General features: G+C 52.8%; 23 protein-coding genes and 5 tRNA genes. 12 read left to right on the top strand and 16 right to left on the bottom strand.

Translation table 11 applies throughout. The features are described from left to right. The first annotated feature begins 49 nt into the window (after nucleotides 1-49). The 5 genes from HV350_RS05700 (at nucleotide 50) to emrB (ending at nucleotide 4592) form a co-directional block, all read left to right on the top strand. A complete protein-coding gene (locus HV350_RS05700) occupies nucleotides 50-787 on the top strand; it encodes an AzlC family ABC transporter permease (RefSeq protein WP_047358816.1) in 738 nt (245 codons plus the stop codon). Then, entirely contained in the window at nucleotides 777-1112 is a 336-nt protein-coding gene (gene ygaH, locus HV350_RS05695) for an L-valine transporter subunit YgaH (protein ID WP_016154157.1), read from the top strand. Before HV350_RS05700 ends, ygaH begins: the two co-directional genes overlap by 11 nt. Before the next feature lie 90 nt (nucleotides 1113-1202). Continuing rightward, the gene (emrR, locus tag HV350_RS05690; protein ID WP_003037300.1) at nucleotides 1203-1733 is read left to right on the top strand and encodes a multidrug efflux transporter EmrAB transcriptional repressor EmrR; all 531 of its coding nucleotides are present in this window, start codon (nucleotides 1203-1205) and stop codon (nucleotides 1731-1733) included. Nucleotides 1734-1864: 131 nt separating this feature from the next. Then, nucleotides 1865-3037, top strand: coding sequence for a multidrug efflux MFS transporter periplasmic adaptor subunit EmrA (gene emrA / locus HV350_RS05685; protein ID WP_016154158.1), 1173 nt, complete (start codon nucleotides 1865-1867; stop codon nucleotides 3035-3037). A 16-nt stretch (nucleotides 3038-3053) separates the two neighbouring features. Then, nucleotides 3054-4592 (top strand): multidrug efflux MFS transporter permease subunit EmrB, encoded by a 1539-nt coding sequence (gene emrB, locus HV350_RS05680; protein WP_016154159.1) that lies wholly within the window; start codon nucleotides 3054-3056, stop codon nucleotides 4590-4592. 141 nt (nucleotides 4593-4733) lie between these two features. On the opposite strand, the gene luxS is transcribed toward emrB, so the two are convergent. The 15 genes from luxS to mltB all read right to left on the bottom strand — a co-directional run bounded on the left by luxS (nucleotide 4734) and on the right by mltB (nucleotide 16165). Beyond that, the gene (gene luxS, locus HV350_RS05675) at nucleotides 4734-5249 is read right to left on the bottom strand and encodes an S-ribosylhomocysteine lyase (protein ID WP_016154160.1); all 516 of its coding nucleotides are present in this window, start codon (nucleotides 5247-5249) and stop codon (nucleotides 4734-4736) included. A 149-nt stretch (nucleotides 5250-5398) separates the two neighbouring features. Beyond that, the gene (gene gshA / locus HV350_RS05670) at nucleotides 5399-6955 is read right to left on the bottom strand and encodes a glutamate--cysteine ligase (protein WP_016154161.1); all 1557 of its coding nucleotides are present in this window, start codon (nucleotides 6953-6955) and stop codon (nucleotides 5399-5401) included. A 77-nt stretch (nucleotides 6956-7032) separates the two neighbouring features. Further along, on the bottom strand, nucleotides 7033-7461 hold the full coding sequence (locus HV350_RS05665) for a YqaA family protein (protein ID WP_003825961.1): 429 nt from the start codon (nucleotides 7459-7461) through the stop codon (nucleotides 7033-7035). Next, nucleotides 7458-8024 (bottom strand): fructose-1-phosphate/6-phosphogluconate phosphatase, encoded by a 567-nt coding sequence (gene yqaB, locus HV350_RS05660; RefSeq protein ID WP_080859122.1) that lies wholly within the window; start codon nucleotides 8022-8024, stop codon nucleotides 7458-7460. The genes HV350_RS05665 and yqaB overlap by 4 nt, the downstream gene beginning before the upstream one ends. A gap of 250 nt (nucleotides 8025-8274) precedes the next feature. Then, nucleotides 8275-8351: transfer RNA gene (locus tag HV350_RS05655), tRNA-Arg, on the bottom strand. A 192-nt stretch (nucleotides 8352-8543) separates the two neighbouring features. Continuing rightward, a tRNA-Arg gene (locus HV350_RS05650) sits at nucleotides 8544-8620 on the bottom strand. Nucleotides 8621-8812: 192 nt separating this feature from the next. Then, nucleotides 8813-8889: transfer RNA gene (locus HV350_RS05645), tRNA-Arg, on the bottom strand. 91 nt (nucleotides 8890-8980) lie between these two features. After that, nucleotides 8981-9057: transfer RNA gene (locus HV350_RS05640), tRNA-Arg, on the bottom strand. A 3-nt stretch (nucleotides 9058-9060) separates the two neighbouring features. Next, nucleotides 9061-9153 (bottom strand) — tRNA-Ser (locus HV350_RS05635). Between the two features lie 336 nt (nucleotides 9154-9489). Then, a complete protein-coding gene (csrA, locus tag HV350_RS05630; RefSeq protein ID WP_000906486.1) occupies nucleotides 9490-9675 on the bottom strand; it encodes a carbon storage regulator CsrA in 186 nt (61 codons plus the stop codon). A gap of 238 nt (nucleotides 9676-9913) precedes the next feature. Then, nucleotides 9914-12541, bottom strand: a complete 2628-nt coding sequence (gene alaS, locus HV350_RS05625) for an alanine--tRNA ligase (RefSeq protein ID WP_016157306.1) — start codon at nucleotides 12539-12541, stop codon at nucleotides 9914-9916. Between the two features lie 128 nt (nucleotides 12542-12669). Beyond that, nucleotides 12670-13170 (bottom strand): recombination regulator RecX, encoded by a 501-nt coding sequence (recX, locus tag HV350_RS05620; protein WP_016157307.1) that lies wholly within the window; start codon nucleotides 13168-13170, stop codon nucleotides 12670-12672. Nucleotides 13171-13239: 69 nt separating this feature from the next. Then, the gene (gene recA, locus HV350_RS05615; RefSeq protein WP_016154166.1) at nucleotides 13240-14304 is read right to left on the bottom strand and encodes a recombinase RecA; all 1065 of its coding nucleotides are present in this window, start codon (nucleotides 14302-14304) and stop codon (nucleotides 13240-13242) included. Between the two features lie 92 nt (nucleotides 14305-14396). Beyond that, a complete protein-coding gene (pncC, locus tag HV350_RS05610) occupies nucleotides 14397-14894 on the bottom strand; it encodes a nicotinamide-nucleotide amidase (protein WP_080859124.1) in 498 nt (165 codons plus the stop codon). A 191-nt stretch (nucleotides 14895-15085) separates the two neighbouring features. Continuing rightward, nucleotides 15086-16165, bottom strand: coding sequence for a lytic murein transglycosylase B (gene mltB, locus HV350_RS05605; protein ID WP_032947148.1), 1080 nt, complete (start codon nucleotides 16163-16165; stop codon nucleotides 15086-15088). 264 nt (nucleotides 16166-16429) lie between these two features. On the opposite strand from mltB, the gene srlA reads away from it, so the two are divergent. The 7 genes from srlA to gutQ all read left to right on the top strand — a co-directional run bounded on the left by srlA (nucleotide 16430) and on the right by gutQ (nucleotide 21393). Then, entirely contained in the window at nucleotides 16430-16993 is a 564-nt protein-coding gene (gene srlA, locus HV350_RS05600) for a PTS glucitol/sorbitol transporter subunit IIC (protein WP_016154169.1), read from the top strand. Beyond that, entirely contained in the window at nucleotides 16990-17961 is a 972-nt protein-coding gene (locus HV350_RS05595) for a PTS glucitol/sorbitol transporter subunit IIB (protein ID WP_047357858.1), read from the top strand. Before srlA ends, HV350_RS05595 begins: the two co-directional genes overlap by 4 nt. A 13-nt stretch (nucleotides 17962-17974) precedes the next feature. Next, nucleotides 17975-18337 (top strand): PTS glucitol/sorbitol transporter subunit IIA, encoded by a 363-nt coding sequence (gene srlB / locus HV350_RS05590; RefSeq protein ID WP_016157310.1) that lies wholly within the window; start codon nucleotides 17975-17977, stop codon nucleotides 18335-18337. A 17-nt stretch (nucleotides 18338-18354) separates the two neighbouring features. Continuing rightward, a complete protein-coding gene (gene srlD, locus HV350_RS05585; RefSeq protein ID WP_181629977.1) occupies nucleotides 18355-19134 on the top strand; it encodes a sorbitol-6-phosphate dehydrogenase in 780 nt (259 codons plus the stop codon). A gap of 97 nt (nucleotides 19135-19231) precedes the next feature. Then, on the top strand, nucleotides 19232-19591 hold the full coding sequence (gutM, locus tag HV350_RS05580; RefSeq protein WP_016154172.1) for a transcriptional regulator GutM: 360 nt from the start codon (nucleotides 19232-19234) through the stop codon (nucleotides 19589-19591). Nucleotides 19592-19661: 70 nt separating this feature from the next. Further along, nucleotides 19662-20435, top strand: a complete 774-nt coding sequence (locus tag HV350_RS05575) for a DNA-binding transcriptional repressor (protein WP_003037350.1) — start codon at nucleotides 19662-19664, stop codon at nucleotides 20433-20435. Continuing rightward, entirely contained in the window at nucleotides 20428-21393 is a 966-nt protein-coding gene (gutQ, locus tag HV350_RS05570) for an arabinose-5-phosphate isomerase GutQ (RefSeq protein WP_016157311.1), read from the top strand. Before HV350_RS05575 ends, gutQ begins: the two co-directional genes overlap by 8 nt. On the opposite strand, the gene norR is transcribed toward gutQ, so the two are convergent. After that, nucleotides 21390-22907, bottom strand: a complete 1518-nt coding sequence (gene norR / locus HV350_RS05565; protein ID WP_181629975.1) for a nitric oxide reductase transcriptional regulator NorR — start codon at nucleotides 22905-22907, stop codon at nucleotides 21390-21392. The two genes, gutQ and norR, sit on opposite strands and share 4 nt — an antisense overlap. Nucleotides 22908-23097 lie beyond the last annotated feature (190 nt).

The following is a 23097-nucleotide window of genomic DNA, read 5'->3' as shown; positions in this document are numbered from 1 at the left end:
ACTCATTGAACCAATTTATATTAATTTCGGTAATGAAACCTATAACCCTATGGAAAGCCCGATATCCCAGTCTGAACCCAGTTCTGCGACGCTAACTGAAGGATTCAAAGACAGCCTGCCAATAGTCATCAGCTATATTCCGGTCGCTTTTGCATTTGGTCTCAATGCCACTCGCCTTGGCTTTACTCCGGTTGAAAGCGTGTTTTTCTCCTGCATTATCTATGCGGGAGCCAGCCAGTTTGTCATCACCACAATGCTCGCCGCAGGCAGTTCTTTGTGGGTCGCCGCACTGACCGTCATGGCCATGGATGTACGCCATGTTTTGTACGGACCTTCCCTGCGTAGCCGAATCGCCCAGCGACTGAGTAAACCCAAAAGCGCGCTGTGGGCCTTTGGCCTCACCGATGAAGTCTTTGCCGCCGCCACCGCGAAGCTGGTACGGGATAACCGGCGCTGGAGTGAAAACTGGATGATCGGCATTGCGCTATGCTCCTGGGCCTCCTGGGTGTTTGGCACGGTGATCGGCGCGTTTTCCGGCAGTGGTTTACTCAAGGATTACCCGGCAGTTGAAGCGGCGTTGGGCTTCATGCTCCCGGCGCTGTTCATGAGCTTCCTGCTCGCCTCTTTCCAGCGTCAACAAGCACTCTGCGTGACTGCAGCACTGACCGGCGCGCTGGCTGGCGTCATGCTGTTTTCCATTCCTGCCGCTATCCTTGCAGGCATTGTCTGCGGATGCCTGACGGCTCTTATCCAGTCATTTTGGCAGGGAGGTCCCGATGAGCTATGAGGTCCTGCTGCTTGGCCTGTTGGTCGGCTGCGTTAACTACTGTTTTCGTTATTTGCCGCTCCGTCTTGGAGTGGGGAATGTTCGCCCGACGAAGCGCGGCGCGACGGGCATATTACTCGACACCATTGGCATTGCATCAATTTGCGCCCTGTTGGTGGTGTCTACCGCGCCAGAAGTGATGCACGATTCTCGTCGGTTCGTGCCTACGCTGGTGGGGTTTGTCATACTGGGCGCAAGCTTCTATAAGACCCGCAGCATCATCATTCCAACCTTACTGAGTGCTCTGGGCTATGGATTAGCCTGGAAAATGCTGATTGTCTTATAGATAAAAACAATCATTTTAAATAAATAATACATTTACTTTATTTGTCACTGTCGTTACTATATCGGCTGAAATTAATGAGGTTATACCCAAATGGATAGTTCGTTTACGCCCATTGAACAAATGCTAAAATTTCGCGCCAGCCGCTACGAAGAGTTCCCTTATCAGGAAGTGCTTCTGACTCGTCTATGCATGCACATGCAGGGCAAGCTGCTGGAAAACCGCAATAAGATGCTGAAAGCTCAAGGGATTAACGAGACATTGTTTATGGCGTTGATTACGCTGGAGTCTCAGGAAAACCACAGTATTCAGCCTTCTGAACTGAGTTGCGCGCTTGGCTCGTCACGCACTAACGCAACCCGTATTGCGGATGAGTTAGAAAAACGTGGCTGGATCGAACGTCGCGAAAGCGATAACGATCGCCGCTGTCTGCATCTGCAATTGACCGAGAAAGGCCACGCATTTTTGCAAGAGGTGTTACCGCCTCAGCATAACTGCCTGCATCAGCTTTGGTCATCTCTCAGCACCACCGAAAAAGATCAGCTTGAGCAAATTACCCGTAAACTTCTGACCCGTCTTGACCAGATGGAACAGGATGGCGCGGTATTAGAAGCGTTGCGCTAACGCGCCGACTCGCTCAGAAATCCAGATTTATAAATGAAAAAACCGACAGGCCAGCACGCATACTGCTGGCCTGTCTGATAAACAGGTCGGCTCAGCCGATGTGAAAAAAAAAGAAGATCGTGGAGAACAACATGAGCGTAAATGCGGAGACTCAAACCCCGCAGCAACCGGTCAAGAAGAATGGCAAACGTAAAAGTATGCTGCTCCTTCTGACCTTGCTCTTTATTATCATTGCCGTGGCATATGGGATTTATTGGTTTTTAGTACTGCGTCATGTCGAAGAGACAGACGATGCGTACGTGGCAGGGAACCAGGTTCAAATCATGGCGCAGGTATCAGGCAGCGTGACGAAAGTCTGGGCTGATAACACTGACTTTGTAAAACAAGGCGATGTGCTGGTCACCCTCGACCAGACAGACGCAAAGCAGGCATTTGAAAAAGCCAAAACTGCGCTGGCTTCCAGCGTGCGTCAGACGCACCAGTTGATGATCAATAGCAAGCAGTTACAGGCAAGCATTGAAGTGCAGAGAACCGCGCTGGCGCAGGCACAAAGCGACTTTAATCGCCGTGTCCCGCTGGGCAACGCCAACCTGATTGGCCGCGAAGAGCTGCAACATGCGCGTGATGCCGTCGCCAGCGCTCAGGCTCAGCTTGATGTGGCTATCCAACAATATAATGCCAACCAGGCGATGATTCTCGGCAGTAAGCTGGAAGACCAGCCCGCCGTGCAACAGGCTGCCACTGAAGTGCGCAATGCCTGGCTGGCGCTGGAACGAACCAGAATCGTCAGCCCAATGACTGGCTATGTTTCCCGTCGTTCCGTGCAGCCGGGGGCGCAAATTAGCCCGACCACGCCGCTGATGGCGGTCGTTCCAGCCACTAACCTGTGGGTGGATGCCAACTTCAAAGAAACACAGCTCGCGCACATGCGTATCGGTCAACCTGCGACCGTTATCAGCGATATTTACGGCGATGACGTGAAATATACCGGTAAGGTTGTCGGGCTGGATATGGGTACGGGCAGCGCCTTTTCCCTGCTGCCAGCACAAAACGCAACGGGTAACTGGATCAAAGTCGTCCAGCGTCTGCCGGTGCGTATTGAACTAGATGCACAGCAGCTGGCGCAGCATCCGCTGCGTATCGGTTTATCTACGCTGGTTACGGTAGATACCTCAAATCGTGACGGACAAATTCTGGCAAGCCAGGTTCGCACCACGCCGGTATCAGAAAGTAATGCACGGGAAATCAACCTTGCTCCGGTCAATAAGATGATCGAAGAGATCGTGCAGGCCAACGCGGGCTAATTCAAAGGTGCGTGTGATGCAACAGCAAAAACCGCTGGAAGGCGCGCAGCTCGTCATTATGACGATCGCGCTGTCCCTGGCGACATTCATGCAGGTGCTGGACTCCACCATTGCTAACGTGGCGATCCCCACTATCGCCGGGAACCTCGGCTCTTCACTGAGCCAGGGAACCTGGGTGATCACCTCATTCGGGGTGGCGAACGCTATCTCGATTCCGATCACCGGCTGGCTGGCAAAGCGCTTTGGCGAAGTAAGGCTATTCATGTGGTCAACTATCGCCTTCGTCATTGCGTCATGGGCATGCGGGATGTCCACCAGCCTGAACATGCTGATTTTCTTCCGCGTAATCCAGGGGATTGTCGCCGGACCATTAATTCCGCTGTCACAAAGCTTGTTGCTGAATAACTATCCTCCCGCCAAACGTTCTATCGCTCTGGCGCTATGGTCGATGACGGTGATTGTTGCCCCGATATGCGGCCCTATTCTTGGGGGCTATATCAGCGACAACTATCACTGGGGCTGGATATTTTTCATCAACGTGCCAATCGGTGCTGCGGTGGTATTGATGACTCTGCAAACCCTGCGCGGTCGGGAAACCAAAACCGAGCAGCGGCGCATCGATGCCATTGGTCTGGCCCTGCTGGTCATTGGTATCGGCAGCTTGCAGATTATGCTCGACCGCGGCAAAGAGCTGGACTGGTTCGCCTCTCAGGAGATTATCATCCTGACGGTGGTCGCCGTGGTCGCCATCAGCTTCCTGATCGTCTGGGAGCTTACCGACGAGCACCCCATTGTCGACCTCTCGCTGTTTAAGTCGCGCAACTTTACCATCGGCTGTCTGTGTATCAGTCTGGCCTATATGCTCTACTTCGGCGCAATCGTCCTGCTGCCGCAGCTGTTGCAGGAGGTATACGGCTATACGGCAACCTGGGCCGGTCTGGCGTCAGCGCCGGTTGGGGTGATTCCGGTGATCTTATCGCCAATTATCGGCCGCTTCGCGCACAAGCTTGATATGCGTCGGTTAGTTACGTTCAGTTTTATTATGTACGCCGTCTGTTTCTACTGGCGTGCGTGGACGTTCGAACCGGGTATGGACTTTGGCGCATCGGCCTGGCCACAGTTTATTCAGGGTTTCGCGGTAGCCTGCTTCTTTATGCCGCTGACGACTATCACGCTGTCCGGCTTACCGCCTGAGCGTCTGGCCGCGGCATCAAGTTTGTCGAACTTTACGCGAACGCTGGCCGGCTCTATTGGCACATCAATTACGACGACGATGTGGACTAACCGCGAGTCACTTCACCATGCGCAGTTAACGGAATCCGTTAATCCTTACAATCCAAATGCGCAGGCAATGTACGATAAGCTGCAGGATTTAGGGATGACGCATCAGCAAGCGTCAGGCTGGATAGCCCAGCAGATCACCAATCAGGGGCTGATTATTTCCGCCAACGAAATCTTCTGGATGTCGGCGGGGATCTTCCTGGTCTTGCTTGGCCTGGTGTGGTTTGCCAAGCCACCCTTCGGTGCGGGCGGCGGCGGCGGTGGCGCGCACTAAATATCTGATAAAAGGGATCTGCGGATCCCTTTTTTATTGCCCCGTAAACCACCTCCCAGGGATATGGTTGAGGGGAGGCAATAAAAAACCCCGGTTATAAGCCGGGGTTAATTTAAATACTGGAACAACTAATCAGTATGACTAAATATGCAGTTCCTGCAGTTTCTCTTTCGGCAGCGCCAGCTCTTCATTGCTGTTAACGCGTACATCATGCTCCAGAATATGACGTGCGATATCCTGTGCTTCGCTAAGAGAGTGCATCTGATACGTGCCACACTGGTAAACGTTCAGCTCCGGGATCTGGTTTTGATCCTGCACTTTCAGCACGTCCGCCATCGCCGCTTTCCACGCGTCGGCAACACGCTGCTCGTCTGGCGTACCAATCAGGCTCATGTAAAAGCCAGTGCGGCATCCCATCGGAGAGATATCGATAATCTCCACGCCGTTGCCGTTGAGATGGTTACGCATAAAACCTGCAAACAGATGTTCCAGCGTGTGGATACCTTTCTCAGGCATCACTTCTTTGTTCGGAATGCAGAAACGCAGATCAAACACGGTGATTGCGTCGCCATGCGGGGTGTTCATCGTTTTTGCAACCCGGACCGCGGGAGCTTCCATCCGGGTGTGATCGACAGTAAAACTATCTAACAACGGCATTTAGCCACCTCCGATAAATTTTTTGAAAATAATCTGAACTCTTTGTTCCGGGGCGAGTCTGAGTATATGAAAGACGCGCATTTGTTATCATCATCCCTGTTTTCAGAGATGAAATTTTGGCCACTCCCGAGTGGCCTTTTTCTTTTGTATCAAGCGTGCTTTTCCAGCCACACGCTAAACGGCTCAGTATCAGCCGCTTCGATCTCCTGCTGACGACGCTTTGAAGCCTCGGTTTCAGCAATAAATTCCGCTTCCTGCAATATTTCTAACGGCTCTTCACGCAGCAGATTTCGGTAAGCCTCACCCAGCGCTTTACCCGTGCCGCCAATGCCTTCATCAATCATAGACCGTAGGATGCGGGCAGAGAAAGTCAGTTCTGGGTTGTCAAAACAGGCAACCAGTTCATCACAGACCTTTTGATACTCCTCTCCGCCATCGATGCTGTCCAGCGTTTGTGCCACGCGTTTCAGATCACGGAACAGATCTTTCCCTACCTTAGGCAGCGGGAACTGGGCTGTTTCACAGCCAATACCTAACGTCAGCCCAGGCTTACGACCTTCGAGAATCACCCGATTCCAGTTTTTACGCGTACACAGCAATTCATCGCTGCTCATTTCCGGGGCATCGGCCAGCGCACACCAGACCATAAACAGATCGAGGAAGCGCACCTGCTGCTCGTCCACGCCGATCGGTGAGAACGGGTTGATATCCAGTGAGCGAACTTCAATGTACTCAATACCGCCACGCAAAAGCGCGTCAGAAGGCGTTTCGCCACGACGAGTGACGCGTTTCGGGCGAATAGGCGCATACAGCTCATTTTCAATCTGCAGAACGTTGCTGTTGATTTGCAGACGCTTACCGTCCTTCTCCAGACCGATCGCCGCGTACTCCTCGGAAGGGGTTTTAATCGCGCGCTTTAATCCTGCCACATACTCATGCAAATCGTTAAACGTAATTCCGAGATTGCTTTGCGACTTATTGGTATAGCCCAAATCACTCAGACGCAGCGACGTCGCATACGGCAGGTAATACATCCCACAGTCGGTTTTTTCAAACGGCAGGGTTGTCGGTTTTCCTTGCAGGAAAGAGGAACAAATGGCCGGAGAGGCGCCAAACAGATACGGGATCACCCAACCAAAACGGTAGTAGTTGCGGATCAGACGGAAGTAACCCGCGGAGATCTTCTCTTTAGCATCTTCGCCGTCCGTTACGCCACATTTCGCCTGCCAGAAAGCCATCGGCAATGAGAAATTGTAGTGTACGCCGGAGATAGTCTGCATCAGCGCGCCGTAACGGTTTTTGAGGCCTTCACGGTACAGCGTTTTCAGACGACCAGTATTCGACGTACCGTACTGCGCCAGTTCGATATCCTGGCCTTCGGCAATATAGCAAGGCATGCTCAACGGCCACATACGCTCGTCGCCCAGATTTCTGGCGGTATACCGATGCAGGTCGCGCATGAACGTGAGCATTTTCTCAATGTCGTCGCCTGGAGGCGTAATAAACTCCAGCAGTGCTTCGGCAAAGTCAGTGGTTATCCATTTATGCGTTAGCGCTGAGCCTAACACCTCAGGATGGCCTGTCGTTGCTAATGACCCATCTGCATTAACGCGCAGCGTTTCGCGCTCCAGCCCACGTTGAATCCCCTTTAACGCCTGAGGATGGTTTTCCAGCCAGGCCAGCGCCTGTGATACGTCCGGGATCAAATTGACCTCCCGCCTGTCAAAATCGTTTTAATTAGCATAATGGTATTGGTTACCCTGAAGGCTATCTCACAACACAATTAGTGCCACCACATAATGCCTTGCGTCGTAACCGCTGCGACAACTACATAGCGCAGCGCCTTGCCAAGGCATAAGAAAAAAAGTACTGGACCCCACGAGATGCGCATCCATCCAGCTAACAGGCACAGTAAATCACCCACAACCGGCATCCAGCTTAATAATAGTGTGACAGCGCCATAGCGCCGCAGCCAGCCAGTGGCTTTTTCTTGCCAGCGCGATGTTTTACGCAATGGAAAGAAACGCCCAAGGATAACGTTAGTTAACCCTCCAAGGCTATTACCCATTGTTGCTGTTAAGACTAAGACCCAGGGATGACTTACCCCAGAGACCAGCAAAGCAACTAAAACAACTTCAGAATTGCCGGGTAATAGCGTAGCGCTGAGAAAACTGCTGGCAAACAGTGACAGGAGCGATAGTCCATCACTCACAATAACCGGACATCCACCGCGTCCATTCCTGCGGCACGCGCCGCCTGCAGTCCAAAATCGGCATCTTCAAACACGACACAGCGTGCCGGAGCAACACCCATACGTTCGGCACAGAGCAAAAACGTATCAGGAGCAGGTTTATGGTGTTGTACGTGATCGGCTGCGACTACAGCATCAAAATAGCGACGCAGTCCAAGGTGTGCGAGAAGAGCTTCCGCAATCGCGCTTTCACTCCCCGTACCTACCGACATAGGACGACGACCATGCCAGGCTTTCACGACGTCAACCAATGGCAAAGGCTGGACGCTATCCAGCAGCATACTTCTCACCTTGTCGGTTTTTTCACGCGCCAATGCATGAGGGTCAAGATCGGCATGATTCAATTCAATTACCGACTGGGCAATACGCCACGTTGGGGAGCCATTGAGGGCGACCATGGCTTGTTCATCAAAATGTAATCCATAATGCCCCAATACCTCATGCCACGCCTTACGGTGCGTTGGCTCGGTATCCAGGATGGTGCCATCCATATCAAAAATCAAACCCGCATAACGTTCGTACATCGTCTTCTCACAAGCCGAATGACCAGACGTTATTTTATCGTAATTGATTGATTTTGTCGCTGACAGCGAATTAAGGGGTGTTCCGGGAGTATGTGGAAATGATTCAAAGGAGAGAAGATGGTGCATCCGGGAGGATTACTCGGCTGCGCCTCGCCCTGCGGGTCGTTGCTGAAGCAACGTTATCCTCCCTGGTGCTCGCGATTATCTCGCAGACCATGAAACAACAGTATTGCTGTTATCTCGGAGAAGATGGTGCATCCGGGAGGATTCGAACCTCCGACCGCTCGGTTCGTAGCCGAGTACTCTATCCAGCTGAGCTACGGATGCATCAGGGAAACTTGCTTTACTGCAGACTTGATATCGCTGCTAAAGCGCTATCAAGTAAGATGGTGCATCCGGGAGGATTACTCGGCTGCGCCTCGCCCTGCGGGCCGTTGCTGAAGCAACGTTATCCTCCCTGGTGCTCGCGATTATCTCGCAGACCATGAAACAACAGTTTTACTGTTATCTCGGAGAAGATGGTGCATCCGGGAGGATTCGAACCTCCGACCGCTCGGTTCGTAGCCGAGTACTCTATCCAGCTGAGCTACGGATGCATCGGGAAACTTGCTTTGCTGCCGATATTGATATCGTAATGAGCGATATCAAGTAAGAGATGGTGCATCCGGGAGGATTACTCGGCTGCGCCTCGCCCTGTGGGCCGTTGCTGAAGCAACGTTATCCTCCCTGGTGCTCGCGATTATCTCGCAGACCATGAAACAACAGTTTTGCTGTTATCTCGGAGAAGATGGTGCATCCGGGAGGATTCGAACCTCCGACCGCTCGGTTCGTAGCCGAGTACTCTATCCAGCTGAGCTACGGATGCATCAGGGAAACTTACTTACTGCAGATTTGATATCGCTGCTAAAGTGATATCGATTTTCTGTAACAACGCTAATGCGCTATTGCAGAGAAGATGGTGCATCCGGGAGGATTCGAACCTCCGACCGCTCGGTTCGTAGCCGAGTACTCTATCCAGCTGAGCTACGGATGCAAATGGCGGTGAGGCGGGGATTCGAACCCCGGATGCAGCTTTTGACCGCATACTCCCTTAGCAGGGGAGCGCCTTCAGCCTCTCGGCCACCTCACCAACACGCCTCTTGCGAGTGCTTCGAAGAACTTGTTTCTGCTCATCGTCGCTGCGTGGCGCACATATTACTTTCTGGGACTTATAAGTCAAACAATTTTTCCAGCGCTTTTATCGTTTGCACATTTCACGCGCAATTAGTCTGCAAAAACGGCAAAAAGAGTGTTTTATCAACAGATAAATTGGCAATTTCCTGAGGCAATGAACAAACGGAAAAATCGCAGGGAAAGGCAATACGCAGATGAGAATCGAAAAAATGAGGAAGACGAAGAAGAAAAGAGAAGAAAAGGGATAATTCAATCAGGTTGCGCCTCACCAGAAAGGTGAGACGCGAAAACCTTAGTAACTGGACTGCTGGGATTTTTCAGCCTGGATACGCTGGTAGATCTCTTCACGATGGACAGAAACTTCTTTCGGGGCGTTTACGCCAATGCGCACCTGGTTGCCCTTCACCCCTAAAACTGTCACGGTGACCTCATCACCTATCATGAGGGTCTCACCAACTCGACGAGTCAGAATCAGCATTCTTTGCTCCTTGAAAGATTAAAAGAGTCGGGTCTCTCTGTATCCCGGCATTATCCATCATATAACGCCAAAAAGTAAGCGATGACAAACACCTAAGTGTAAGCAGTCACGGCATCACATTCTGTTAAACCTAAGTTTAGCCGATATACACAACTTCAACCTGACTTTATCGTTGTCGATAGCGTTGATACAAACGCTGCGGATTGAAGTCCGCAGCGTCGACTTACGCTTATAATTATTACAGTTTTGCGCTGACCCAGCCTTTCACACTGGCTAACGCTGCTGGCAGAGCCGCAGCATCCGTACCACCGGCTTGCGCCATGTCCGGACGACCACCACCCTTACCGCCTACCTGCTGAGCGACCATTCCAACCAGTTCCCCTGCTTTCACGCGATCTGTCACGTCCTTAGACACACCCGCAATCAGAGAAACCTTACCTTCCACTACCGTTGCCAGAACGATAACGGTAGACCCCAGTTGATTTTTCAGATCATCAACCATGGTACGCAACATTTTCGGCTCAACGTCCGCGAGTTCGCTGACCAGCAGCTTCACGCCATTGATATCAACCGCTTTGCTGGAGAGATTTGCACTCTCCTGCGCCGCAGCCTGTTCCTTCAATTGCTGCAATTCTTTTTCGAGTTGACGCGTACGCTCCAGCACGGAACGAACTTTGTCACCAATATTCTGGCTATCGCCTTTCAGCAGCTGCGCAATATCGCTTAAGCGATCGCTCTCAGCATGCACGGTTTGGATAGCGCCTTCACCGGTCACAGCTTCAATACGACGAACGCCCGCCGCAGTGCCTGACTCAGACACAATACGGAACAGACCAATATCCCCCGTACGGCTGGCATGAGTACCACCACACAGTTCGGTAGAGAAATCACCCATGCTCAGAACACGCACGTGGTCGTCATATTTCTCGCCAAACAGCGCCATTGCGCCTTTGGCTTTCGCCGCTTCGAGATCCATGATGTTCGTTTCAATCGGCAGATTGCGACGAATTTGCGCATTCACCAGATCTTCAACGGCACGGATTTCAGCAGGCTTCATAGCTTCAGTATGAGAGAAGTCGAAGCGCAGCACTTTATCGTTAACCAACGAGCCTTTCTGTGCCACATGCGTGCCCAGTACCTGGCGCAGCGCCGCGTGCATCAGGTGCGTTGCGGAGTGGTTCAAGCGAATGCGCGCACGACGAGCTTCATCAACATCAGCCTGTACTGCATCACCAATTTTCAGAGAACCCGCAGACAGCTTACCGATGTGACCAATGGCCTGGCCATATTTCTGCGTGTCGCTCACGGCAAACGCGAAGCCTGCGCCTTTCAGTTCCCCCTTGTCGCCAACCTGACCACCAGATTCCGCATAGAACGGAGTCTGATCCAGTACGACAACTGCGTCCTGACCTGCGTTAATTGCGTCTACCGCTTTACCATCAACAAACAGCGCGGTCACTTTGCCGTTCAGTTCCAGGTGTTCGTAGCCTTTAAATTCAGAGGCGCCATCAACACGAATCATCGCATTGTAGTCTGCGCCGAAGCCGCTGGCTTCACGCGCGCGACGGCGCTGTTCTTCCATTGCGGCTTCAAAGCCCGCTTCGTCAACCTTAATGTTGCGCTCGCGGCAAACGTCCGCCGTCAGGTCAACCGGGAAACCGTAGGTGTCATACAGACGGAATGCGGTTTCGCCATCCAGTGTATCACCGGACAGTTTTGCCAGTTCTTCATCCAGCAGCGCCAGACCACGCTCCAGTGTACGCGCAAACTGCTCTTCTTCGGTTTTCAGAACCTGCTCAACCATAGCCTGCTGACGCTTCAGTTCTTCACCTGCGGAGCCCATGACGTCCACCAGCGGACCAACCAGCTTGTAGAAGAAGGTATCCTTCGCGCCCAGCATGTTGCCATGACGTACCGCGCGACGAATGATACGACGCAGCACATAACCACGGTTTTCATTCGACGGGACAACGCCATCGGCAATCAGGAATGCACAGGAGCGGATATGGTCAGCGATAACGCGCAGCGACTTGTTGCTCAGATCGGTCGCGCCAGTGACTTTCGCCACGGACTCAATCAGTGAACGGAACAGGTCGATTTCATAGTTGGAATTAACGTGTTGCAGCACGGCCGCAATACGCTCAAGGCCCATACCGGTATCCACGGACGGCTTCGGCAGCGGTTCCATAGTACCGTCAGCCTGACGGTTGAACTGCATGAAGACGATGTTCCAGATCTCAATGTAGCGATCGCCATCTTCTTCTGCGCTTCCCGGAGGGCCACCCCAAATATGGTCGCCGTGGTCGTAGAAAATTTCGGTGCACGGACCGCAAGGGCCGGTATCACCCATCTGCCAGAAGTTGTCGGAAGCATAAGCCGCGCCTTTGTTATCACCGATACGGATGATACGTTCGCGCGGAATGCCGACTTCTTTTTCCCAGATTTCATAGGCTTCATCGTCAGTTTCATAGACGGTGACCCACAGACGCTCTTTTGGCAGGGCAAACCAGTTTTCACCGGTCAGCAGTTCCCATGCGTATTGAATAGCATCATGTTTGAAATAATCGCCGAAGCTGAAGTTGCCCAGCATTTCGAAGAAAGTATGGTGACGTGCAGTGTAACCGACGTTTTCCAGGTCGTTGTGCTTACCGCCCGCACGCACGCAACGCTGCGAGGTGGTTGCGCGGGAATAATTACGCTTGTCGAGGCCAAGGAACACATCCTTGAACTGGTTCATCCCGGCGTTGGTAAACAACAAAGTAGGGTCATTGTTCGGTACCAGGGAGCTGCTGGCAACTACCTGATGTCCTTTACTATGGAAAAAATCGAGAAACGCCTGACGGATCTCAGCGGTGCTCTTGCTCATAATTATCCTGAAGAAATCAAGCTAACGAAATGTCATTACCAGCATCGGCACGTAAACTGCGCCTCTGGCAATCGAAAAGTGGGAATAAGATAAGTTTTCTTTACTGGGAAGTAAAATCCCGTATGCGCTCAATCGTCAAAATTTCGCCATATTGCCTGAATATCTTCCATCAGATAGCCACGGTAGAGCAAAAAGCGCTGGACCTTTACCTTATCTGAAAAATCTACAGGTAAAGGTTCTCCGTATTTACGAATGGCCTGTGCGCGCGCAAGCCCTGCCCAGTCAATTTCGCACTCGCGCATGGCTCGTTCAACGGCTTCACGCGAAATCCCTTTTTGGTTTAATTCCTGACGCACACGCGCGGGTCCATAACCTTTACGGCTACGGCTGGAGATAAACTGCTGAACGAAGCGGTCATCATCCAGATAACGACTTTCAATACACCAGGCAATGACCTTGTCGTAATCCTCCGGCGTTGCATCAATGTCTTCCGGTCCATTTTTTCCCATCACCGGAGCGGCCAGCTTACGCCGCAGTTCCTGCTCGCTGTGATCGCGCATCGCCAGTATACGTACAGCGCGGTCAAGAAGTCGGGAATAAGCGGAGCGGCGGGAAGTTGCTTCTGTCATAGTGAGCCTTCAGAAATGGAAAAGGGCTGCATGGTATGCAGCCCTTCTATGTGCGATAACGTCAGATTATCAGAAATCTTCGTTCGTTTCTTTTACATCTTCACCGCTGTCATCAACAGAGAAGTCTGGTTTTGAATCCGGATTATTGAGCAGTAACTCGCGTACTTTCTTCTCAATTTCCTTCGCAGTTGCCGGGTTTTCCTTCAGCCAGTTAGTGGCATTCGCTTTACCCTGACCAATTTTCTCACCGTTGTAGCTGTACCATGCACCGGCTTTTTCAATCAGCTTCTCTTTCACGCCCAAATCGACCAGTTCGCCGTAGAAGTTGATACCTTCACCGTAAAGAATCTGGAATTCAGCCTGTTTGAACGGCGCTGCAATTTTGTTTTTCACGACCTTAACACGGGTTTCGCTACCAACCACGTTGTCGCCTTCTTTCACCGCGCCAATACGACGGATATCCAGGCGAACAGAAGCATAGAATTTCAGGGCGTTACCACCGGTGGTGGTTTCCGGGTTACCGAACATAACACCAATCTTCATACGGATCTGGTTGATGAAAATCAGTAGCGTGTTGGACTGCTTCAGGTTACCGGCCAGCTTACGCATGGCCTGGCTCATCATACGTGCCGCAAGGCCCATGTGAGAGTCACCAATCTCGCCTTCGATTTCTGCCTTCGGCGTCAATGCGGCAACGGAGTCGACAACGATAACGTCAACCGCACCGGAGCGCGCCAGCGCATCACAGATTTCCAGCGCTTGTTCACCGGTATCAGGCTGAGAGCACAGCAGGTTGTCGATATCAACGCCAAGCTTGCGCGCATAGACGGGATCCAGTGCGTGTTCCGCATCGATGAACGCACAGGTTTTACCTTCGCGCTGTGCGGCAGCAATAACCTGCAGGGTCAGCGTCGTTTTACCGGAAGATTCAGGCCCGTAGATTTCAACGATACGGCCCATTGGCAAACCGCCCGCGCCCAATGCGATATCCAGAGAAAGCGAACCAGTGGAGATGGTTTCCACATCCATGGAACGGTCTTCACCCAGGCGCATGATGGAGCCTTTACCGAATTGCTTTTCGATCTGACCCAGCGCTGCCGCCAACGCTTTCTGTTTGTTTTCGTCGATAGCCATTAATTACTCCTGTCATGCCGCTTTCGGGTTAAACCGCGAAACGTGATAGATAATGTTCTGTTGGGGCAATTATACTGTATGCTCATACAGTATCAAGTATTTTGTAGAAATTGTTGCCACAGGGTTTGTAACGCGTAGGCGGTCGCCTGTCGACGTACCGCATCGCGATCGCCGCTGAAGCATTCCCGGCGGGTAATCCCCTCGCCGCTCGCGCTGGCAAAAGCGAACCATACCGTCCCCACGGGCTTTTCTTCACTGCCGCCATCTGGCCCCGCAATACCGCTAATCGAAACAGCGAAATGCGCGTGGGCCGCTTTTAGCGCGCCAATCGCCATCTCCACCACCACAGGTTCGCTCACCGCCCCATGCTGGACCAGCGTCTCTTCGCGCACGCCAATCATCTGCGCTTTGGCTTCATTGCTGTAGGTCACAAACCCGCGCTCAAACCAGGCGGAGCTGCCGGCAATATCCGTAATTGCTTTGGCTACCCAGCCGCCAGTGCAGGATTCTGCCGTCGTCACGGTTGCCCCGCGCGCTTTCAACGCCAGGCCAACCTGCTCGCTTAACTGCATCAGTTCACTGTCGGTCATTTCAGCCTCTGTCAGTTAAAAAAATATGCCGGACAAGATAGCACTTTCCTAACCAAGATGGGGATGAGGAGACAATTTTACGAGGGGCATTCAGAAAATAGATAAACCGCATTCAAAAGAGTACCGGATAACGCACCAGGATAGCCTATTCGGTCTACAAGGGATTGCCCCTGTAGACCGATAACAAATGATTACTGCACGCGCGCCAGCGCGACCGCCTGACCCAATTGCCACACGGCCATGGCATAGTGGGTACTGTGGTTATAGCGGGTGATGGTGTAGAAGTTCGGCAGTCCATACCAATACTGATAACCGGTACCGATATCCAGTCGCAGCAGGCTGGCCTGCTGATGATTACCCAGAGACTGCTGCGGCGTCAGGCCCGCGGCGGCAAGTTGAGAAATGCTGTACTGGGTTTTAAAGCCGTTCGCCAGCCCAGGCGCCTGGCCATTCGCCGGAACCGCGACCGTATCGCCTTTCACCCAACCGTGGCCTTTGAAATAGTTCGCCACGCTACCGATAGCATCAACCGGATCCCACAGGTTAATGTGACCATCGCCATTGAAATCAACGGCATATTGCTTATAGGAAGATGGCATAAATTGGCCGTAGCCCATCGCCCCTGCGAAAGAACCTTTCAAATCGAGCGGATCGTCGCTTTCATCTCGCGCCATTAGCAGGAAGGTTTCCAGTTCACCAGAGAAATATTCCGCACGACGAGGATAGTTAAACGACAACGTCGCCAGCGCATCCAGAATCCGCGTTTTACCCATCACCCGGCCCCAGCGAGTCTCTACGCCAATAATGCCAACGATAATTTCCGGCGGTACGCCGTAGACCTGCCATGCACGGTTCAGCGCATCTTCATATTGGTTCCAGAAGGCCACACCGTTTTGTACATTATCCGGAGTGATGAACTGTTTACGATACCGCAGCCATGCACCGTTAGGTCCGGCTGGCGGTTGAGTCGTCGGCGCCTGACGGTCCATCAAACGCAATACTGAGTCCAGACGCTTGGCCTGCGACAGGATCTCCTGCAGCTGCTGGCGGTCAAAGCCGTGCTTGTTCACCATTTTCTCGATGAACTGCTGCGCGTTTGGATTATTGGCAAAATCGCCGCCCGTTTGCATGACATTGTGCTGTGGCTCAAGCAGGAAGCCGCCGGATGGCGTACCCGTAGTCGTTTGAGTCTCTGAAGGTTTAGGTTTGCTGCTACAAGCAGCAAGCAATACAAAAAGGGGCAGTAACGCTACATAACGACGCTTGAACATGAGACATCCATTAAACAAATTCAGCCTGGGAGAAGTATGGTAAAGCATCCTCCGCCACACAAGGAAGCAGTAGTCGCTCTCCTTCACAGAATTTCTCCCCTCTTGCACTCCTGACCGGCACATTTGCGCGTTCTCACGCACAATCTTTCAAATTAAAATATTTATCTTTCATTTTGCGATCAAAATAACACTTTTAAATCTTTCGATCTGATTAAAATTAGTTACCGTTTGGCAAGATAACTAAAACCCCTACAGGAGAGAATAATGATCGACACCATCACACTCGGTGCTGAGTGGTTTATCGGATTGTTCCAGAAAGGCGGAGAGGTGTTTACCGGCATGGTGACCGGTATTCTGCCTCTGCTGATCAGTCTGCTGGTCATCATGAATGCGCTGATTAACTTTATCGGTCAGCAACGTATTGAACGTTTTGCCCAGCGCTGCGCCGGAAACCCGCTGTCCCGCTATCTACTGCTGCCGTGTATCGGCACATTTGTGTTTTGTAATCCTATGACACTGAGCCTGGGCCGCTTTATGCCGGAAAAGTTCAAGCCCAGCTACTACGCAGCCGCCTCTTACAGCTGCCATTCAATGAACGGCTTATTTCCCCACATCAACCCCGGTGAGCTGTTCGTCTATCTGGGGATCGCCAGCGGACTGACCACGCTGGGTCTTCCGCTCGGCCCGCTGGCGGTGAGCTATTTGCTGGTCGGCCTGGTGACCAACTTCTTCCGCGGCTGGGTGACCGATTTCACCACCACCATCTTTGAGAAAAAAATGGGCATTCAACTTGAGCAGAAAGTACATCTGGCGGGAGCAGCATCATGACGCGTATTCGTATTGAAAAAGGCACCGGCGGCTGGGGCGGCCCGCTTGAACTGGATGCCGAGCCAGGCAAGAAAATTGTCTATATCACCGCCGGGACTCGCCCCGCAATTGTCGACAGGATAGCCAGCCTGACAGGTTGGCAGGCCGTTGATGGCTTCAAAGAAGGCGAGCCGCCAGAGAACGAAATTGGCGTGGCGATCATCGACTGCGGCGGCACGCTGCGCTGCGGGATCTATCCAAAACGCCGTATACCAACAGTGAATATTCACGCGACGGGTAAATCAGGTCCGCTGGCCCAATATATTATCGAAGATATCTATGTCTCTGGCGTGAAAGAAGAAAACATTACCGTCGTCGGTGAAGCATCCGCTGCGCCAACGCCTGCAAACAGCACGATGGGTCGCGAGTACGACACCAGCAAGAAAATTACCGAACAAAGCGACGGTCTGCTGGCAAAAGTCGGCATGGGAATGGGTTCAGCCGTTGCGGTTCTGTTTCAGGCTGGGCGAGACACTATCGATACCGTCCTGAAAACCATTCTGCCGTTTATGGCGTTCGTCTCGGCGCTGATCGGCATCATTATGGCGTCTGGCCTGGGGGACTGGATTGCCCATGGACTCGCACCGCTGGCCAGCCATCCGCTGGGGCTGGTAACCCTGGCGCTGATCTGCTCTTTCCCGCTGCTGTCCCCTTTCCTCGGCCCTGGTGCGGTCATCGCCCAGGTTATCGGCGTCCTGATCGGCGTACAGATTGGTTTGGGGAACATTCCTCCGCATCTGGCGCTACCTGCCTTGTTCGCCATTAACGCTCAGGCGGCATGCGACTTTATTCCAGTCGGATTGTCGCTAGCCGAAGCGCGCCAGGACACGGTCCGCGTCGGTGTGCCATCCGTGCTGGTGAGTCGTTTTCTGACCGGCGCACCGACCGTTCTCATCGCCTGGTTTGTTTCCGGCTTTATTTACCAATAAGAGGCTCTCAAAAATGACCGTGATTTATGAAACCACCATCACCCGCATCGGCCAGAGCGCCCCGGATGCACTCTGCGACCAGATGCTAATTACCTTTCGTGAAGGCGCGCCTGCGGATATCGAAGAATTTTGCTTCATCCATTGCCATGGGGAGCTGAACGGCTCTTTGCAGGCTGGGATCCAATTTGAGCTAGGCCAGCATCACTACCCGGTCACAGCCGTTGGCAGCGTGGCGGAACAAAATTTACGTGAACTGGGGCATATCACTCTGCGTTTTGACGGACTGAGTGAAGCGGAATTTCCCGGCACCGTACACGTTGCGGGCCCCGTACCAGACGGTATCGCACCGGGCTGTATTTTGAAGTTTATTGCTTAAGATTGAAGGAGATAAAGATGAATCAGGTTGCCGTTGTCATTGGTGGAGGCCAGACCCTGGGGGCATTCCTTTGCCGTGGGCTTGCGACAGAAGGGTACCGCGTCGCGGTGGTGGATATCCAAAGCGATAAAGCCGCCAAAGTCGCGCAGGAAATTAACGCCGAGTTTGGCGAAGGCACCGCCTACGGTTTTGGCGCTGATGCCACCAGCGAACAAAGTGTGCTGGCGCTGTCGCGCGGAGTGGATGAAATATTCGGCCGCGTCGATCTGCTGGTTTACAGCGCGGGTATCGCAAAAGCCGCGTTTATCAGCGACTTTCAGCTTGGGGATTTCGATCGCTCGTTGCAGGTGAATCTGGTCGGCTACTTTCTCTGCGCACGGGAATTTTCACGCCTGATGATCCGTGATGGCGTCCAGGGACGCATTATCCAGATCAACTCCAAATCAGGGAAAGTGGGCAGTAAACACAACTCAGGCTATAGCGCGGCAAAATTTGGCGGCGTAGGTTTAACCCAGTCGCTGGCGCTGGATCTGGCAGAGTACGGGATCACCGTGCATTCACTGATGCTCGGCAATCTGCTGAAATCACCGATGTTTCAGTCATTATTACCGCAATATGCGACCAAGCTTGGCCTTAAGCCAGACGAAGTCGAGCAGTACTACATTGATAAGGTTCCGCTTAAGCGCGGCTGCGATTATCAGGACGTGCTGAACATGCTGCTGTTTTACGCCAGCCCGAAAGCCTCTTACTGCACCGGTCAGTCCATTAACGTGACCGGTGGTCAGGTGATGTTCTAAGAAACATGATTGCCCGGTGGCGCTGCGCTTACCGGGCCTACACACACCGGGTCGGATAAGGCACAGCCGCCATCCGGCAAAATCAAAGGAGCACATTATGGTTTCCGCACTGATTACCGTCGCCGCTATCGCCTGGTGCCTGCAACTGGCGCTCGGTGGCTGGCAAATATCCCGCTTTAACCGGGCGTTTGATCAACTCTGCCAGCGGGGTCGGGTTGGCGTAGGTCGTTCCGGTGGACGGTTTAAACCCCGCGTGGTGGTCGCCATCGCGCTGGATGAGCAGCAGCGGGTTACCGATTCGTTATTTATGAAAGGTCTTACTGTATTCGCCAGGCCCGGTAAAATTGCCACGATAATGGGCAAACATCTTGATGATTTACAGCCTGATGTGATCTTTCCCCATGATCCGTTAGCGCAGAATGCACTATCATTGGCGCTTAAACTGAAACATGGGTAATTTCGTTGTGAATGCTAATAGCTTGCGAAATTATCATTTTGCAACCTATCAAGTCAGGGTAATCACGCCTATGAAACCTCGTCAGCGACAGGCAGCCATACTGGAGCACCTGCAAAAGCAGGGGAAATGCTCGGTTGAAGAACTGGCCCACTACTTTGACACAACCGGCACGACCATTCGCAAAGACCTGGTCATTCTGGAGAATGCCGGAACCGTCATTCGTACCTATGGCGGCGTGGTATTAAATAAAGACGAATCCGACCCGCCAATCGATCACAAAACGCTAATCAATACGCATAAAAAAGAGCAGATTGCCGAAGCCGCTGTCCGTTTTATTCACGATGGCGACTCGATTATTCTGGATGCGGGCAGCACCGTATTGCAGATGGTGCCGATGCTCACCCGCTTTAGCAACATCACCGTCATGACCAACAGTCTGCACATTGTTAACGCCCTTTCAGAGCTGGACAACGAGCAAACTATCCTGATGCCCGGCGGGACCTTTCGCAAAAAATCTGCGTCATTTCACGGTCAGCTGGCAGAAAACGCCTTTGAGCAGTTCAGCTTTGATAAACTCTTCATGGGCACCGACGGCATTGACCTCAATGCCGGCGTGACCACCTTTAATGAGGTGTTTAGCGTCAGTAAAGCGATGTGCAATGCCGCTCGCGAAGTGATTCTGATGGCTGACTCGTCAAAATTTGGGCGTAAAAGCCCCAATGTTGTGTGCAGTCTGGAAAGCGTCGACAAGCTGATTACCGATGCGGGTATCGACCCTGCGTTTCGTCAGGCGCTGGAAGCAAAAGGGATTGAAGTGATCATAACCGGAGAAACCAATGAGTGATGCACTACTGAACGCGGGCCGTCAGACGTTAATGCTGGAGCTACAGGAAGCCAGCCGACTGCCTGAACGACTGGGCGATGATTTTGTCCGCGCCGCCAATACTATCATCCACTGCGAAGGCAAAGTGATTGTCTCCGGGATTGGCAAATCAGGCCATATTGGCAAAAAAATAGCCGCGACCCTCGCCAGTACCGGCACGCCCGCCTTTTTTGTGCATCCGGCTGAAGCGCTGCACGGCGACTTAGGGATGATTGAAAGCCGTGATGTCATGCTGTTTATTTCCTACTCCGGCGGCGCAAAAGAACTGGATCTCATCATTCCGCGCCTGGAAGACAAGTCCGTCGCTCTGCTGGCAATGACCGGAAAACCGACCTCACCGCTGGGTCTGGCAGCCAAAGCCGTGCTGGATATTTCCGTTGAGCGCGAAGCCTGTCCGATGCGCCTGGCACCGACTTCCAGTACCGTGAACACTCTGATGATGGGCGACGCGTTGGCAATCGCCGTGATGCAGGCGCGCGGCTTTAACGAAGAAGATTTTGCCCGCTCGCATCCGGCGGGTGCGCTGGGCGCTCGTCTGCTAAATAAAGTGCATCATCTGATGCGCCGTGACGATGCCATTCCGCAGGTGACGCTCACCACCAGCGTCATGGACGCGATGCTGGAACTAAGCCGTACGGGTCTTGGCCTGGTAGCAGTCTGCGACGACGAGTCGCTGGTGAAAGGCGTCTTTACCGACGGCGACCTGCGCCGCTGGCTGGTTGGCGGCGGAGCGCTCACCACTCAGGTTAGCGAAGCAATGACCCATAATGGCATTACGCTGCAGGCCCAGAGCCGCGCCATTGACGCCAAAGAGATCCTGATGAAGCGCAAAATCACTGCCGCACCGGTGGTAGATGAAAACGGTAAACTCACCGGTGCTATCAACCTGCAGGATTTCTATCAGGCAGGTATTATCTAATCCTTCAGCCCCAGACGTTTCGCCAGCCGGTGCAGGTTGGCGACATCTGTTTCCAGCGCCCGCGCACTTGCCGCCCAACTGTGATTATTTTGCGCCAACGCCCGGCGGATCATCTCCCGCTGGAATGACTCCGTTGCCTCACGCAGGTTGCGATGCTGCGGGATCTCCGCAACAACCTCCGCCTGCAGAGCCGGGGTTTCATCCTGCAGGGCAAAATGCTGCGCTTCAAGCACCACTTCATCCCCTGCCCTGGTGGCCCTTGCCAGAACAACCGCCCGGTGAATGGCATGTTCCAGCTCACGCACGTTCCCGGGCCAGCCATAATTCAACAGATGGCTACGCGCGCCGGGACTTAACACCACGCGGGAAAGTCCCAGCCGCAGCCGACATTGTTCGCAAAAATAACCGGCCAGCAGTACCACATCTTCGCCGCGTTCACGAAGGGGCGGTACGGAAAGGGGAAAGACGCTCAGACGGTGGAACAAATCCGCACGGAAATTCCCGGCCAGCACCTCTTCCCGTAAATCACGGTTCGTTGCCGCCAGCACCCGAACATCCACACGCAGGCTGCGATCGTCACCCACACGCTGAATATCGCCGTACTGCAACACACGTAGCAACTTAGCCTGTAACGCCAGCGAGAGCTCTCCAATCTCATCGAGAAACAGCGTCCCATTGTCAGCCATTTCAAACTTACCGCTACGATTGCTGATAGCCCCGGTAAAGGCGCCTTTTACGTGACCAAACAGCTCACTTTCCGCTACGGTTTCCGGCAACGCCGCGCAGTTCAGATACACCAGCGGATTCACCGCGCGCGGCGAACCTTCATGGATAGCCTTAGCTACCAGCTCCTTCCCGGTCCCCGTTTCGCCGCTTATCAGTACGTTGAGATCGGATCCCGCCACAATCTCAATCTCTTTTTTCAACTGCAGCATATTGGGCGACAGGCCAATCATTTGGGTTTCAGTCACCTGCTCGAAGGCTGTCGACGAGCCCGGCAACATATTCTGGCTTTCCAGTTGTTCAATCAGCAGCGCATTGCTCAGCGCTCCCGCCGCCAGCGCTGCAATCAGCCTAAGCTCTTCATCGCTGAAAACATCGAATTGATCGGGCTCCATGCCATCCAGCGTTAACGCGCCAATCAGATTTTGACCGGCGAACAGCGGTAAGCCAATGCAGGCGTGTACCTTCAGGCTCTCCTGGCCCGGAATCAGCCCATCGTAAGGGTCTGGCAAATCGCTGTCGGCAGGGAAACGAACCACGTCCCCGGCGCGGGCAATCGCCTCCAGACGAGGATGCCCTTCCAGGGTAAAGCGCCTGCCGAGAACGTCCTGCGCCAGCCCATCGATCGCCAGCGGAATAAACTGTCGCGACTCATAGCGCAGCAAAGCCGACGCGTCGCACTCCAACACCTGACGCAAGGTGGTTATCAGGCGTTGAAAACGGTCCTGATGTCCAATACCGCTTTGTAATTCAATGGCGATACCCGCCAGCACGTCTACGGAAAAACTCATGACGACCTCATTGTCATTTTGACAATTCATATTGTCATATTGACAATAAAATGAATAGTCATTTTGACTACCACCTTATAGGCATTAAAAAACAAACCCTTTAAAATCAACAAATAAAAAGTTGGCACGCAACCTGCAATAAACAAAACATCTTTTTTAGAAAAACGCTGAATTAATTACTGAGGTTGCT

Source organism: Citrobacter sp. RHBSTW-01013, from assembly GCF_013781985.1.
GTDB classification, from domain to species: domain Bacteria; phylum Pseudomonadota; class Gammaproteobacteria; order Enterobacterales; family Enterobacteriaceae; genus Citrobacter; species Citrobacter braakii.
This window is presented reverse-complemented; position numbering and strand designations above follow the sequence as displayed.

Bases quoted from the DNA above. Each gene is read 5' to 3' on its own strand.
- srlB (WP_016157310.1), top strand. From the start codon at position 17,975: ATGACCGTGATTTATGAAACCACCATCACCCGCATCGGCCAGAGCGCC.
- emrR (WP_003037300.1), top strand. From the start codon at position 1,203: ATGGATAGTTCGTTTACGCCCATTGAACAAATGCTAAAATTTCGCGCC.
- srlA (WP_016154169.1), top strand. From the start codon at position 16,430: ATGATCGACACCATCACACTCGGTGCTGAGTGGTTTATCGGATTGTTC.
- recA (WP_016154166.1), bottom strand. From the start codon at position 14,304: ATGGCTATCGACGAAAACAAACAGAAAGCGTTGGCGGCAGCGCTGGGT.
- ygaH (WP_016154157.1), top strand. From the start codon at position 777: ATGAGCTATGAGGTCCTGCTGCTTGGCCTGTTGGTCGGCTGCGTTAAC.
- mltB (WP_032947148.1), bottom strand. From the start codon at position 16,165: ATGTTCAAGCGTCGTTATGTAGCGTTACTGCCCCTTTTTGTATTGCTT.
- HV350_RS05595 (WP_047357858.1), top strand. From the start codon at position 16,990: ATGACGCGTATTCGTATTGAAAAAGGCACCGGCGGCTGGGGCGGCCCG.
- HV350_RS05575 (WP_003037350.1), top strand. From the start codon at position 19,662: ATGAAACCTCGTCAGCGACAGGCAGCCATACTGGAGCACCTGCAAAAG.
- alaS (WP_016157306.1), bottom strand. From the start codon at position 12,541: ATGAGCAAGAGCACCGCTGAGATCCGTCAGGCGTTTCTCGATTTTTTC.
- csrA (WP_000906486.1), bottom strand. From the start codon at position 9,675: ATGCTGATTCTGACTCGTCGAGTTGGTGAGACCCTCATGATAGGTGAT.
- emrA (WP_016154158.1), top strand. From the start codon at position 1,865: ATGAGCGTAAATGCGGAGACTCAAACCCCGCAGCAACCGGTCAAGAAG.
- HV350_RS05700 (WP_047358816.1), top strand. From the start codon at position 50: ATGGAAAGCCCGATATCCCAGTCTGAACCCAGTTCTGCGACGCTAACT.
- pncC (WP_080859124.1), bottom strand. From the start codon at position 14,894: ATGACCGACAGTGAACTGATGCAGTTAAGCGAGCAGGTTGGCCTGGCG.
- gutM (WP_016154172.1), top strand. From the start codon at position 19,232: ATGGTTTCCGCACTGATTACCGTCGCCGCTATCGCCTGGTGCCTGCAA.
- srlD (WP_181629977.1), top strand. From the start codon at position 18,355: ATGAATCAGGTTGCCGTTGTCATTGGTGGAGGCCAGACCCTGGGGGCA.
- norR (WP_181629975.1), bottom strand. From the start codon at position 22,907: ATGAGTTTTTCCGTAGACGTGCTGGCGGGTATCGCCATTGAATTACAA.
- emrB (WP_016154159.1), top strand. From the start codon at position 3,054: ATGCAACAGCAAAAACCGCTGGAAGGCGCGCAGCTCGTCATTATGACG.
- luxS (WP_016154160.1), bottom strand. From the start codon at position 5,249: ATGCCGTTGTTAGATAGTTTTACTGTCGATCACACCCGGATGGAAGCT.
- yqaB (WP_080859122.1), bottom strand. From the start codon at position 8,024: ATGTACGAACGTTATGCGGGTTTGATTTTTGATATGGATGGCACCATC.
- recX (WP_016157307.1), bottom strand. From the start codon at position 13,170: ATGACAGAAGCAACTTCCCGCCGCTCCGCTTATTCCCGACTTCTTGAC.
- gutQ (WP_016157311.1), top strand. From the start codon at position 20,428: ATGAGTGATGCACTACTGAACGCGGGCCGTCAGACGTTAATGCTGGAG.